This window comes from Streptomyces sp. NPDC003011 (assembly GCF_053591515.1).
Genome location: NZ_JBSFTY010000032.1, coordinates 80,777 through 93,159, shown reverse-complemented (window position 1 = coordinate 93,159; position 12,383 = coordinate 80,777). Strand labels below are relative to the sequence as shown.

Annotated in this window: 15 protein-coding genes and 6 tRNA genes; 9 read left to right on the top strand and 12 right to left on the bottom strand. The window is 72.5% G+C overall.

Annotated features, from left to right (window positions below; all coding sequences use genetic code 11):
• Positions 1-22: 22 nt before the first annotated feature.
• Together ACWD0J_RS18345 and ACWD0J_RS18340 are read right to left on the bottom strand one after the other, a co-directional pair.
• Positions 23-94: transfer RNA gene (locus ACWD0J_RS18345), tRNA-Val, on the bottom strand.
• Positions 95-171: 77 nt separating this feature from the next.
• On the bottom strand, positions 172-624 hold the full coding sequence (locus ACWD0J_RS18340) for a TIGR02611 family protein (protein ID WP_451496835.1): 453 nt from the start codon (positions 622-624) through the stop codon (positions 172-174).
• Positions 625-815: 191 nt separating this feature from the next.
• Between ACWD0J_RS18340 and ACWD0J_RS18335 the strand changes: the two genes are divergently transcribed.
• Both ACWD0J_RS18335 and ACWD0J_RS18330 read left to right on the top strand, forming a co-directional pair.
• Complete coding sequence (locus ACWD0J_RS18335; RefSeq protein WP_004002642.1) at positions 816-1,229, top strand: SsgA family sporulation/cell division regulator; 414 nt, start codon at positions 816-818, stop codon at positions 1,227-1,229.
• 268 nt (positions 1,230-1,497) lie between these two features.
• Complete coding sequence (locus tag ACWD0J_RS18330; protein WP_451496834.1) at positions 1,498-2,061, top strand: CGNR zinc finger domain-containing protein; 564 nt, start codon at positions 1,498-1,500, stop codon at positions 2,059-2,061.
• A gap of 84 nt (positions 2,062-2,145) precedes the next feature.
• Here ACWD0J_RS18330 and ACWD0J_RS18325 read toward each other — a convergent pair whose 3' ends face one another.
• Positions 2,146-2,298 carry a hypothetical protein gene (locus ACWD0J_RS18325; protein WP_020138043.1) on the bottom strand — a complete coding sequence of 51 codons (153 nt, stop codon included), beginning with the start codon at positions 2,296-2,298 and terminating at the stop codon, positions 2,146-2,148.
• A gap of 178 nt (positions 2,299-2,476) precedes the next feature.
• Positions 2,477-2,923, bottom strand: coding sequence for a hypothetical protein (locus tag ACWD0J_RS18320; protein WP_451496833.1), 447 nt, complete (start codon positions 2,921-2,923; stop codon positions 2,477-2,479).
• Between the two features lie 217 nt (positions 2,924-3,140).
• Here ACWD0J_RS18320 and ACWD0J_RS18315 point away from each other — a divergent pair, with 217 nt between their 5' ends.
• Entirely contained in the window at positions 3,141-3,659 is a 519-nt protein-coding gene (locus tag ACWD0J_RS18315) for a DsbA family protein (RefSeq protein ID WP_451496832.1), read from the top strand.
• Between the two features lie 3 nt (positions 3,660-3,662).
• On the opposite strand, the gene ACWD0J_RS18310 is transcribed toward ACWD0J_RS18315, so the two are convergent.
• The 3 genes from ACWD0J_RS18310 to ACWD0J_RS18300 form a co-directional block, all read right to left on the bottom strand.
• A complete protein-coding gene (locus ACWD0J_RS18310; protein WP_451496831.1) occupies positions 3,663-4,487 on the bottom strand; it encodes a GNAT family N-acetyltransferase in 825 nt (274 codons plus the stop codon).
• 74 nt (positions 4,488-4,561) lie between these two features.
• The gene (locus ACWD0J_RS18305; protein ID WP_451496830.1) at positions 4,562-5,383 is read right to left on the bottom strand and encodes an aminotransferase class IV; all 822 of its coding nucleotides are present in this window, start codon (positions 5,381-5,383) and stop codon (positions 4,562-4,564) included.
• Between the two features lie 35 nt (positions 5,384-5,418).
• Positions 5,419-6,504, bottom strand: a complete 1,086-nt coding sequence (locus ACWD0J_RS18300; protein WP_451496829.1) for a chorismate-binding protein — start codon at positions 6,502-6,504, stop codon at positions 5,419-5,421.
• Between the two features lie 178 nt (positions 6,505-6,682).
• Here ACWD0J_RS18300 and ACWD0J_RS18295 point away from each other — a divergent pair.
• From ACWD0J_RS18295 to ACWD0J_RS18275, 5 genes are all read left to right on the top strand, one after another.
• Positions 6,683-6,755: transfer RNA gene (locus tag ACWD0J_RS18295), tRNA-Gly, on the top strand.
• A 37-nt stretch (positions 6,756-6,792) separates the two neighbouring features.
• Positions 6,793-6,866 (top strand) — tRNA-Cys (locus tag ACWD0J_RS18290).
• 1 nt (position 6,867) lies between these two features.
• Positions 6,868-6,939 (top strand) — tRNA-Val (locus ACWD0J_RS18285).
• 40 nt (positions 6,940-6,979) lie between these two features.
• Positions 6,980-7,051: transfer RNA gene (locus ACWD0J_RS18280), tRNA-Val, on the top strand.
• Between the two features lie 52 nt (positions 7,052-7,103).
• Positions 7,104-7,175 (top strand) — tRNA-Val (locus ACWD0J_RS18275).
• Between the two features lie 55 nt (positions 7,176-7,230).
• Here ACWD0J_RS18275 and ACWD0J_RS18270 read toward each other — a convergent pair.
• From ACWD0J_RS18270 to ACWD0J_RS18255, 4 genes are all read right to left on the bottom strand, one after another.
• A complete protein-coding gene (locus ACWD0J_RS18270) occupies positions 7,231-7,545 on the bottom strand; it encodes a TFIIB-type zinc ribbon-containing protein (RefSeq protein ID WP_451496828.1) in 315 nt (104 codons plus the stop codon).
• Between the two features lie 81 nt (positions 7,546-7,626).
• The gene (locus ACWD0J_RS18265) at positions 7,627-8,586 is read right to left on the bottom strand and encodes a phosphotransferase family protein (RefSeq protein WP_451496827.1); all 960 of its coding nucleotides are present in this window, start codon (positions 8,584-8,586) and stop codon (positions 7,627-7,629) included.
• A gap of 527 nt (positions 8,587-9,113) precedes the next feature.
• Positions 9,114-9,308, bottom strand: a complete 195-nt coding sequence (locus ACWD0J_RS18260; protein WP_451496826.1) for a hypothetical protein — start codon at positions 9,306-9,308, stop codon at positions 9,114-9,116.
• A gap of 197 nt (positions 9,309-9,505) precedes the next feature.
• Entirely contained in the window at positions 9,506-9,781 is a 276-nt protein-coding gene (locus tag ACWD0J_RS18255; protein ID WP_451496825.1) for a hypothetical protein, read from the bottom strand.
• 196 nt (positions 9,782-9,977) lie between these two features.
• Here ACWD0J_RS18255 and ACWD0J_RS18250 point away from each other — a divergent pair, with 196 nt between their 5' ends.
• Entirely contained in the window at positions 9,978-11,438 is a 1,461-nt protein-coding gene (locus tag ACWD0J_RS18250; RefSeq protein ID WP_451496841.1) for a protein kinase domain-containing protein, read from the top strand.
• Between the two features lie 94 nt (positions 11,439-11,532).
• Here the strand turns inward: ACWD0J_RS18250 and ACWD0J_RS18245 are convergent, their stop codons facing one another.
• Complete coding sequence (locus ACWD0J_RS18245) at positions 11,533-12,351, bottom strand: TrmH family RNA methyltransferase (RefSeq protein ID WP_451496824.1); 819 nt, start codon at positions 12,349-12,351, stop codon at positions 11,533-11,535.
• Positions 12,352-12,383 lie beyond the last annotated feature (32 nt).

Genomic DNA, 12,383 nt, shown 5'->3' with positions numbered 1-12,383 from the left:
GCAGACGGGCCGTCGTACCGGGTGGGCGATACTGGGTTCGAACCAGTGACCTCTTCGGTGTGAACGAAGCGCTCTCCCACTGAGCTAATCGCCCGGGCGCACGCAGAACATTACCGCATGTCAGCGGGTGCGGGCGACGGACGGCCGCCCGTCGCCCGCACCCGCCGCGGCTCACTGGTCCTTGATCTCCCAGGGCATCACCAGGCCGAACTTCCACAGGTAGACCCCGCCGATCACGGCCGCGATCACCAGGCCGGCCGAGGTCAGGATGATGTTGCGGCGCCGCACCCTGGGGTCCAGGGCACGCTGGGCCGCCTCGGTGACCTTGCGCTTGGTCCAGCGCAGCACCAGCTGGGCCCAGACGAACTCGGTCGCCCAGATCGCCATGCCCCCGAAGATCACCACCCAGCCCGGTCCGGGCAACGGCAGCATGATGATGCCCAGGACCACGACCGCGAGCCCGATGATGAAGATCAGAACCTGCCAGCTCAGGTGCAGCACCCGGCGGGCCTTGATGAATTCGGGCGCCTTCGAGCCGAGCCCCTGCTCGCCCCGCGCCCCGTCGGTCTGCGTCTCGTCCGTCGCCACGGCAACCTCGCCCGGCTCGTCACTCCCCGTGTTCATACGGCCAAACCCTACCGGACCGAAACCGGTCACCGGAATGGGCGTACCGTGCGAACACGCTCTCGGCCGGAAGAGTTACGTAAAGGCACGCAAAACACTCAGAGGGGTTTACAACGGCACCGTAGGTGGCATGTCGATTTCGCCGACGTGCGAATCCCCGAGCGCACACTGAGCGAAAGGCCCTGGCGCTTATGAACACCACGGTCAGCTGCGAGCTGCACCTGCGCCTCGTTGTGTCGAGCGAGTCCTCCCTGCCTGTCCCCGCAGGCCTGCGGTACGACACGGCCGACCCCTACGCCGTGCACGCCACCTTCCACACCGGAGCCGAGGAGACCGTCGAGTGGGTGTTCGCCCGCGATCTCCTCGCTGAAGGCCTCCACCGGCCCACCGGAACCGGCGACGTCCGTGTCTGGCCGTCGCGCAGTCACGGCCAGGGCGTCGTCTGCATCGCCCTGAGCTCCCCGGAGGGCGAAGCCCTCCTCGAAGCTCCCGCGCGGGCCCTGGAATCCTTCCTGAAGCGCACTGACGCCGCCGTGCCACCCGGCACGGAACACCGGCACTTCGATCTCGATCAGGAGCTCTCGCACATCCTGGCGGAAAGCTAGGAGCGAGGCTGCACAGAGCCGCCCGGCGCCGTCCACTCGGGGAGACGGCTCGGGCCCGGACAACCGCATACGGAAAGCACCGGCGCCGTCGCCGCGGATCCTCGCGGGGCGGCGCCGGTGCGCGTGTCTCCGCGTGTCTCCGCTCCCCCGTCCCCGGCCTCCGTCGGCCGCCGGGGACGGAGAGACGGATACTCACTCTCCGTACGAGCCGTTACCATCGGCCTGCATCGGCGGGCGTGCGCCCGACCCCCAGGCCAGGGAGCGAAACGTGCTGATCACCCACGACATCCGGTGCGCCCTCGACACCGTGGTCGATCTGGTGAACACCGCGCCGGAGGACGACACGACGCCGGACGGGCTGCGGGACGTCGCCGGCCTGGAGCAGTTCGTGGAGAACCACGAGATCAGTGATGTCGGGGTGCTCTCGGAGTTCGACCTCTCCGCGGTGCGCAGGATCCGCGGACGGTTCGCCGCGGTCTTCGCCGCGGCGGACGCCCGGACCGCCGCCGGCCTGATCAACGAACTGGTCGCCGGCGCGGGCACCACCCCGCGCCTCACGGACCACGACGGTTACGACTGGCACGTGCACTACTTCGCGCCCGGAGCCTCCGTCGCCGACCACCTGGCGGCCGACGGCGGGATGGCGCTGGCGTTCTTCGTGGTCGCCGGTGAGCAGGAGCGGCTGCGCCGCTGCGAGGCGCCCGACTGCCGGCGCGCCTTCGTGGACCTCTCCCGCAACCGCTCACGGCGGTACTGCGACAGCCGCACCTGCGGAAACCGGCTGCATGTGGCCGCGTACCGGGCGCGGCGCAAGGAGGCGGCGGCGGGCTGACCATCCGGACGGCGCGCCGCCGGGGACGACACGGCGATGTCGACGCGGCCCCCGGCGGGTGGCGCCGGAGACCGCGGGTACGGCTCAGAGCAGCAGCAGATCGTGCAGCGCAGCCATGAGCAGCAGACACCCGATCACCGCAAGAAAGATCATCAGCGGTGGCTGGGAAAGGGCGAAGAGGCATCCGCGCGGCTCGTCCTGAGGTGGCGCGGCGTCGCTCTGTGTCGTGTCCAGCATCTCGCGGCGATGATGACGTAGTCGGCACCCGCTACGCGATCAACACGCCCGTGATGTGCGGGAGTTCGCCATATTCCGTGATGTCCGGTTCGGGTCCTGATCACTTCCGGACGCGCCGGGGTCCCTCTGTGACGTTTCAGTCCGTCGTACGGACGGCGCGGGCCGCCGCACGCCGAGGTCAGATGCCGTGTTTCTTCAGGATGGCCTCGATGTCGCTGAAGTCGTCCGCGGCGGTCTCCTTGCGCGGCCGGGCCGCGGGCTGGGCCGTCGGACGGGCGCCCTGCCCCAGGGAGGGCGCCGACGCCGCCGGGGCCACCGCCTCGCGCGACGCCGCCTTGGCGGCGGCCCGGCGCTCCTTGCGGGTGCCGCCCCGGCGGCGCTCCACGGCACGGGTGGTCGCGAACAGCAGCCAGGCGACGCCGAGCACACCGAAGCCCGCCCAGGCCGCCGGACTGAACGCGGTGTCCGCCAGCCACTCCACGACGCCGGTCATGACCAGGCCGATGGGGACGAGCGCGTACGCCGCGACACGGGTGGCCGCGAGGAAGCGCTTGCGGTACGCCGTGATCGCCGCGATGCCCAGGCCGGCCGCGGAGACGGCGGAACAGACGGTCTCGGCAATCATCCGGTCCTCCAGGCAGGGCTCGGTCGCGCAGGGGGCGCTTCGTCCCTTCCATCCTGCACCCGTCGGGCCCCGCCGGGCCATGCTCCGGCCGGACATCAGGGACATCTCCGGGTCGGCTCCTCCCCAGGTGCCGGTCACGGCCGTGTCCCCGAGGGCCGCTGCGGAACCGGCCGAGGTCCGATTGGGCCGGGGCAGGCCAGGCTGGGAGACTGAGGGCATGAGCGACTCCTCCCCCGCCCGCCCCGCCGCCGTTCTCGACGTCTGGTGCGAACTCCAGTGCCCCGACTGCCGCAGCGCCCTGGACGACCTGCGGGCCCTGCGTGCCCGCTACGGCGACCGGCTGGAGCTGCGGCTGCGGCACTTCCCGCTGGACAAGCACCAGCACGCGTTCGCCGCCGCCCAGGCCGCCGAGGAGGCCGCGGAGCAGGGGCGGGGATGGCCGTACGTCGAGGCGGTGCTCGGCCGGGTCGAGGAACTGGACCGCGGGGGCGACGCCTTCCTGATCGAGGTCGCCCGTGAACTGGGCCTGGACGCGGAGGAGTTCGACACCGCGCTGATCGACGGCCGGCACATCCTGATCGTGGACGCCGACCAGGCCGAGGGCAAGGCGATCGGCGTGACCGGCACCCCCACCTATGTCATCGGCGGTGAGCGCCTCGACGGCGGCAAGAGCCAGGAAGGGCTGCGCGAGCGCGTCGAGGAGATCGCGGACCGGCTGCTGGCCGAGGGCGCGTGAGCCTCAGAGCAGGTCCTTGTACAGGCAGTGGGTGAGCGTCTCGTAGCCGAGGGACGCGTAGAGCCGCTCGGCCGGGGTGTTGCCCGCGAAGACGTTCAGCCGGATCTCGGTCCGCCCGGTCGCGGCGGCCTGCGCCTCCGCCAGCAGCATCAGCGTCCGGCCGTGCCCCCGGCCCCGGTGCTCCTCGTCGGTCTCGACGTCGTAGACGAAGGCCTGGCCGTCGCGGGTGCCCAGCCACAGCGTGCCGACCCGGATCCCCTCGTGCTCCAGGACGCTCAGGGACACGCCCTCGGTGGCCGGGCCGTCGGGCAGGAGCGTGGCGTGGTCCCGCTCCGCCTTGGCCCACGCCTCGGCCTCGGGCACCCCCCGCGAGATCCAGCTCTGCGCGTAGCCCCGCGTCTCCCGCGCCCGCCAGTCCTCGAACTCCGCCTCCGTCAGGGGGCGGCCGCGGCTCCCGGCGGGCAGTTCCGGCGGGGCGGTGCCGAGCGCCTTCGCCATCAGACGGTTGCGTACGACGTAGCCGAGGGCGGTCGCCGCCCGGAGCGCCGCCCCGGCCTCGGCGGGTATCGCCGCCTCGATCCGCCGGCAGCCCCAGCCGCGCGCCACCTCCTCCGCGGCGAGCGCGGCCACCGTTCCCCGGCCGCGCCGACGGTCCGGCGCCTCGATGCGCAGGTCCAGGATCCGGGCCACCCGGTCTCCGAAGGCGGAGGACGTGCCGAGGTGGATCCCGCCGACGGGTCGGCTGTTCACGCACACCTGGTAGCGGCGCGAACGCGTCCCGTCGCCAGCGCGCTGAAGCGGCTCGGTCGGCCGCAGAGTCGTGGTCATCAGGGGAGTTCTACCCGTCCCGGAGACCCGAGTCAGCTCATTTTTCCGGGGCTTTCGCGGATCGTCGGGGCCTCCTACGGATCCAGGTCGTCCCCGGACCGCTCGGCGAAGATCCGCATGGCCTTGGCGGTCACCGGGCCCGGCGCACCCGGCAGCGCGCGGTCGTCGACCCGGTGGACGGCCTGGACGTCCCGCAGCGTGGAGGTCAGGAAGACCTCGTCGGCCCTCTCCAGCACCTCCAGCGGCAGGTCGGTCTCCCTGGCGCCGGTCCACTCGGCCGTCAGGGCTCGGGTGATGCCCGCCAGGCAGCCCGAGGAGAGCGGCGGCGTGTGGATCTCACCGTCGAGGACGACGAAGACGTTCGACCCGGTGCCCTCGCAGAGCCGCCCCACGGTGTTCCCGAACAACGCCTCCGAGGCGCCCTGTTGCCGGGCCCGGGCCAGGGCGACGACGTTCTCCGCGTACGACGTCGTCTTCAGGCCGGTGAGCGCGCCGCGTTCGTTGCGGGTCCAGGGGACGGTGACCACGGCCGTGGTGTCGGGGCGCCGGGCGGACGCGCCGAGGGCGACCAGGAGGGTCGGGCCGTGCTCGCCCCGGTCGGAGCCGAGGGGGCCGTGGCCGCCGGTGTAGGTGATGCGCAGCCGGCCGAGCGGCATCGGGTTGGCCTCCAGGACGGCGGCACAGGCCCGGCGGACCTCGTCCAGGTCCGGGTCCGGCAGGCCGAGGCCGCGCGCGGAGCGGGTCAGCCGGTCGAGGTGACGGGTCAGCGCGAACGGCTTCCCGTCGACCGCCTTCACCGTCTCGAAGACGCCGTCGCCCACGGTCAGCCCGTGGTCGAGGGCGGAGACACGGGCGGACTCCAGGTCCTGCAACCCGCCGTCGAGCCAAAGCTTCACTGGTCTCCACCTCACACGTATGGGCCGGGCCCCTGTCACCGGCCGGAGGTCCGGGGGGCCTCCCCCGGGTCGGCACAGCACGTCGGGCCCTCGCCACTCACCTCGTACTCGCCCGACGCTACCGTGAGCAGCCGGGACGCCTTGAGCTCGGTCTCCTGCCATTCCGCCTCGGGGTCGGAGCCCCAGGTGATCCCGGCGCCGGTGCCGAAACACAGCCGGCCGGCCGGCCGGTCGAGCCAGAAGGTGCGGATGCCCACCGCCAGCTCGCCGGTGCCCCGGTCGGCGTCCACCCAGCCGATGCCCCCGCAGTACGGGCCTCTCGGTGCCGTCTCCAGCGCCTCGATGATCCGCAGCGCGCTCGACTTGGGCGCCCCGGTGACCGACCCGGGCGGGAACGCGGCATCCAGCAGCTGCGGCCATCCGGCGTCCGCGTCCAGTTCCCCGCGGACGGTCGACACGAGATGGACCAGCCCCGGGTGCTTCTCCACGGCACACAGGTCCGGCACGCTGACGCTGCCGGTGGCGCACACCCGGCCCAGGTCGTTGCGGACCAGGTCCACGATCATCACGTTCTCGGCGTAGTCCTTCTCCAGCAGGTCCGCCTCGGTGCGCCCGGTGCCCTTGATCGGCCCCGACTCGACGACCCGGCCGTCGCGGCGCAGGAAGAGCTCCGGGGAGGCGGTGGCGATCTCCACGCCGTGACCGGGAAGGCGAATCGTTCCCGCGTACGGCGCCGGGTTGCCGCGCGCCAACAGAGCCGTCAGCGCGTCCACGTCCGCGTCCGCCCCGACAGGCGCGGACAGGACCCGGCACAGATTGGCCTGGTACACCTCACCGGCCGCGATCCGCTGCCGGATCCACCGCACCCCGGCCGTGTACGCGTCGCGATCGAGCGAGGACGTCCAGTCACCGGCCGCCGGACCGCGCCACCGCCCCGGCACGGGGGCGGGCACCGGCTCCTCCCGCACGTCCGCGAACCGGGCGCAGGTCACACCGCCCTCGAAGCCGGCGCACACCGCCCAGAAGCCGCTGGAGTCCAGGGCGGCGGGGTCGTCGGTGACATCGAGGAGCCCGGAGGCGATACGGTCGCCGAAACGGGCAAGAGGAGGCAGGTCGAGCACGCAGTCGAGTCTATGGCGGGTGTCCTGGGTGTGACCTGGCCGTGTCCTTCCGAGAACACCGCCCCCCTCTGCGAGCGGGGGCAGCGCAGCACGCTGCGCAAACGCGTTTTTGTGCTGGCTGCGGAATCCGCTAGAGTTCAACACGTCGCCGGGACGCGCAAGCGCACCGAAACGACAGGCGGACGTAGCTCAGTTGGTAGAGCGCAACCTTGCCAAGGTTGAGGTCGCGAGTTCGAGCCTCGTCGTCCGCTCGTAGGAAGAAGGGGATCCCGGTCCCCTTACACTCCTGGTGGAGTGGCCGAGAGGCGAGGCAACGGCCTGCAAAGCCGTCTACACGGGTTCAAATCCCGTCTCCACCTCCAAGGACGATTAGCTCAGCGGGAGAGCGCTTCCCTGACACGGAAGAGGTCACTGGTTCAATCCCAGTATCGTCCACCGAGGCCTTCGGGCCTCTGGAGCCGTGAGGCTTCGACCCGCGCGATTAGCTCAGCGGGAGAGCGCTTCCCTGACACGGAAGAGGTCACTGGTTCAATCCCAGTATCGCGCACGCAGTGCCCATGATCGGCCCGCTCGCTGACGCGGGGAGATCGTGGTCCCGAGGACGATTAGCTCAGCGGGAGAGCGCTTCCCTGACACGGAAGAGGTCACTGGTTCAATCCCAGTATCGTCCACACACCGAAGCCCCCGGCCCTGTGGCCGGGGGCTTCTTGGTGCACCGGCCGGCGGTCAGCTGGAGAACAGCATGCGGCCGAAGCCCTTGTTCCGGTGGTTCCCCTGGTGTCCCTGGTGGCCCTGGTGGCCGTAGTGGCCGCCCTGCGGGGCGCCCCAGGCAGGGCCGGCGTGAGCGCCGGGCGCGGCCGGGTACTGTGGCGCGGCCGGGGGCGGCGGGACTGCGGGCTGGGCCCACTGGGACTCCAGGCGGGTCAGCGACTCCAGCTCGCCGTAGTCGAGAAAGATGCCGCGGCAGCCGCTGCACTGCTCGATCTGGACGCCGTTGCGGTTGTACGTGTGCATCGGCGCATGGCACTTCGGACACTGCATGGTCGGCTCAACTCCTCGACGGTCGGTCCTGCTTCGTGTTTCGCCAGGACAGACACTGCCCGGACTGCGGTCGGTTGCACCCTACGTCGGGAAACCCCGTGCCAGGTCCGGCGGGGCGGAACCCATCCGGTCGCAGGCGTCGACCAGCGCCTGCTCCACCTCGTCCAGCGGACGGTCCGCCGCGACCGCCTTGGTGATCGAGCGGGCGGCGGTCTGCACCGTGAGCGCGCGGGCCGGGACCTCCAGCGCGGGCCAGGGGTCGCCGTCCGCGGGGACGGCCGGGCCGCCCGCCGTGCGGTAGGCGGCGAGGAAGCGGGACCAGTCGTCGGGCGGGAGCAGTCCGCAGGCGTACCAGGCGGCCGGGCGGGCGAGGTCCCAGGCCGGGACGCCGAGGCCGAGATCGTCGACGTCGATGAGCAGCCACGGGCCGTCGGGCGCCGGGTGGCGGACGAGCTGGCCGAGATGGAGATCACCGTGGCAGACGGTGGAGTCCGTCATGGGGGCCTCGGCGCGGGCCCAGGCGGGGAGCGTGGACCAGGCGCGCAGGACGGGGAGCGCGGCGGGATGCGGGCCGGCGGCGTGGAGGCGGGCGACGGCGAGGGCGGCCTTCGCCGGACCGCGCATGGGGGGCAGGGCGGTCGGGGCGGGGCTGCGGTGGAGGCGGGCGAGGAGGGTGGCGGCCTCCTCCCATGGCGCCGCGTCCGGGTCCTCCGGGTCCACGGGGGTGCCGTACGGCCAGAAGGTGACGAGCCGGCCGTGCAGGTCGACGGGCGCCGGGCCGAGCGGGGGGAGGAGGACCCCGGGGAGGTGGGCGGCTGTGGTGAGCCTGGGGGTCAGGTCAGTGGTGGTCGTGTCCGGGGCGTGGGCCTTGGCGACGGTGTGGGCGTGACGGACGACGGTGGCGTCGGGGCGGTCGGCGAGGGTGCTGGTCGCCTGGTCCGTTGCTCCCCCTGTCGCTCCGCAGGGGCAGGCCGTCGGTGCCGAGTGGGCCCTGGCCCGGGTTCGGATCGTGAGCTCGGTGAGGAGGGGGGTGGTGGTCACGGGGCTCCTGGAGCGGGAGGTGCTGGTCGACCGTCACTGAGGGCTCCGCCCCCGGACCCCCGCATTCTCGCCCATCCGACCCGCCCGTCCCGCTCGGCCGGGAAGCCGGCCTTGTCCTGAGGGCTCCGCACCCATGGCCCCCGCATCGGCCCTGAAGCCTGAACCCTGAAGCCTGAAAGGGCCTCGCCTCAAACGCCGGACGGGCTGGGATCGGCCGGACCGGCACGGCACGGCACGGCACGGCACGGCACGGCACGGCACGGCACGGGGAACGTGCCCAGCGAGCCCAGGTGTCCCCGCACCCGCGACCCGGCCCCGGCCTCCCACCCGACCGAACGCGCTGCGCGCACTCCAGAACACCCGTACAGGCCGCCGCAGGCATCCCGCACCCGCCCCACGGCACAGCAATGCCGGCGCAGCTCCCCAGCTGCGCCGGCATTTGTGCCGTCCGCCGCACCCCCGTCCCCACGGGGTTTCATAGGTGGATGTCCCCGCCCGGACCGCTCTTCCGGGCCTGGGGTCGCCGCTCAGCGCCCCAGCATCACGCCCACGGACGACGCCTGTGTTGCCACTGTCTCCCACCCGTCGAAGACGAGGAGGAGCAGCGCCGCCAGAGGAAGGGCCATGATCGTCGCCACCAGGGGGTGGCGGCGGCCGGTACGGCGGGGGCGCGTGGTGCGTCCCTGCGTGCGGATCAGTGTCCGCGGTGCCGGATAGGCCATGGTCCCTCTCCTGACCGTCTCAGGTGTCGTTGGCAGCGGCGGGTGTCTGACCTCGGGGGACGAGTGCTGCACCCGCCGCTTGACCTCAAATCTAGGTGTCCGGCGTCTACCGGGCGTCATGCCCTCGTACCGATTGCCGGGCCTCCCGGAGGATGACCCGTGACCTGCGGAGTACTCCCCTGGGTGGAGACGGGGACCTAGGCCTCAGGGTCTTCCCGGAGGGGCCGCCCGCTGTGCCCCGATGTTTCCGAGCTGTCCTCCCGCGGGATCGGCTGCTCGACCAGTGCCAGCACCCGGTTCGCCATGAAACGGGCCGTACGGACGACCGAGCCGTTTCGGGTGACTTCGCTCACTTCCACCACACCTCGGCGTACTGCGGTCTCCACCCGGCGGCCCGCCCTGCTCGCCACCACCTCGTACGTGCGTGTCGTGTCCCCGGCGTCCACGACTATCTCCACTCGATCACCCTTCACGGGTTCAATCCCCCTTCTGCGACAGTCGGTTGGAACCGCCCGCGGGCCGAAGTCGGCCTGCTTCCACAGCCCCTGACCACTCTTCAAGTCTCCCACCCGGCACTGACAATCCGATGGGCCGAGAGGGCGCGGCCTCTGCGCGCGGCGGGCCGTGGAAACGTAAGCTGTGGCACGTCACACGGACCGGGCAGCGGGGATGAACATGGCGATGATGCGCCTGAGGCGCGAGGACCCGCGCGTCGTCGGCTCGTTCAGGCTTCACAGACGGCTCGGAGCGGGCGGGATGGGCGTGGTCTATCTCGGATCGGACCGTAAAGGGCAGCGGGTCGCCCTGAAGGTGATCCGGCCGGATCTGGCGGAGGACCAGGAGTTCCGCTCGCGGTTCGCCCGCGAAGTCTCGGCGGCACGGCGGATCCGGGGTGGCTGTACGGCCCGGCTCGTCGCCGCCGATCTCGACGCGGAACGGCCGTGGTTCGCCACCCAGTACGTGCCCGGGCCCTCCCTGCACGACAAGGTCGCCGACGAGGGGCCGCTGGGCGCGGCCGAGGTGGCCGCCATCGGTGCCGCCCTGTCGGAAGGGCTCGTCGCCGTGCACGAGGCCGGGGTCGTGCACCGGGACCTGAAGCCGTCCAACATCCTGCTGTCCCCCAAGGGACCGCGGATCATCGACTTCGGCATCGCCTGGGCCACCGGCGCCTCGACACTCACCCACGTCGGCACGGCGGTCGGCTCCCCCGGTTTCCTCGCCCCGGAGCAGGTGCGCGGCGCCGCGGTCACCCCGGCCACCGACGTGTTCTCGCTCGGGGCGACCCTCGCGTACGCGTCGATGGGCGACTCCCCCTTCGGGCACGGCAGTTCCGAGGTGATGCTGTACCGCGTGGTGCACGAGGAGGCACAACTGCACGGCGTGCCGGACGCGCTGGCCCCGCTGGTGCGGGCGTGTCTGGCGAAGAACCCCGAGGAACGGCCCAGCACGCTCCAGCTGTCACTGCGTCTGAAAGAGATCGCGGCCCGGGAGGCGCAGGGGCACGCGGATCTGCGTCCGCCCGCGCCGCGTGGGGGCGAGGCGGACCGGCCCACCGGGCGGATCGCCGACACCTATCCGGAGCGGGCGGCGCAACGGCGTCCGCAGGGACCGTCGGGTGCGCAGGGCGCGCCGGGCACGCCCGCACCGCGCGGTGGACCCCCGTCGCGCGGTTCCGGCCCGGTGCGGAGCGGGGGTACCCCGTCGCGCGGCGCGGCCCCGTCGCGGGACGGCAGCGGTACACGTGGCAACGGCGGCCCGTCCTCGCGGTCCGGGGCGCGGGCCACTCCGGCCGCGCGGAACACGACCCGGTCCGGTGGCGGGAGCCGTCCGGGGCCACGCAGCGGAACGGGACGTCCGACGTCCAGGAACACCGGGACCGGGCGGCGGCCGGCGAATCCCCGGCTGCTGCGCCAGCGCCTGTTCGTGTTCGTCGTGGTCACGCTGCTCGTGGCGCTCGGTATCGCGGCGGCGCAGGGCTGCCAGGGGCCGTCGCAGGGTCTCGGGGACGACCGGGGGGTCGTACGGGAGCAGCGGCAGGGGCAGGTGCACGCGCCGACGGACTATGTGCCCCTGGACAAGGGGCGGCTGATGTCCGAGCGGTACGAGTCGACTCTGCGCCAGGGCGGCTAGGGCACGGCCAGGGCGGGTTTGCGGTCGGGTCCGCCCGGGGGCGGCGCGTCCCGCTCACGGGGGCGGACCGAGCGCACGCCCCCGGGAGGCGTCGTCACAGGGACGGACGGCCCGTGGCCACCGCGTAGAAGGCGACCGCGGCCGCCGCGCCCACGTTGAGGGAGTCGACGCCGTGGGCCATCGGGATGCGGACCCACTCGTCCGCCGCGACCAGGGCCTGGGTGGACAGGCCGTCGCCCTCCGCGCCCAGCATCAGGGCCACCCGGTCCATCGTGTGCGGGGCGGCTTCGTCGAGGGTCCTGGCCTTCGCGTCCGGGGTGAGGGCGAGGAGGGTGAAGCCCGCCTCGCGGACCGAGTCCAGGCTCTTGGGCCAGGTGTCCAGGCGGGCGTACGGGACGGAGAAGACCGCGCCCATCGAGACCTTGACGCTGCGGCGGTAGAGCGGGTCGGCGCAGTCCGGGGAGAGCAGGACCGCGTCCATGCCGAGGGCGGCGGCCGAGCGGAAGATCGCGCCGATGTTGGTGTGGTCGTTGACCGACTCCATGACGACGACCCGGCGGGCGGTCTGCAGCAGGTCGGCCGCGGTGGGCAGCGGCTTGCGCTGCATCGAGGCGAGCGCGCCGCGGTGCACGTGGTAGCCGGTGACCTGCTCGGCGAGTGCGGGGCTGACCGCGTACACCGGGGCCGGGAGCTCGTCGATGACGTCCCGCATGACGTCGACCCACTTCGCCGACAGCAGCATCGAACGCATCTCGTACCCGGCCTCCTTGGCCCGCCGGATGACCTTCTCGCCCTCGGCGATGAACAGGCCCTCGGCCGGCTCGCGCTTGCGGCGCAGTTCGACGTCGGTCAGGCCCGTGTAGTCGCTCAAACGCGGGTCGTCGGGATCCTCGACGGTGATGAGATCGGCCACAGGGTGATACTGCCTTGTCCTGGGTGCGGTGC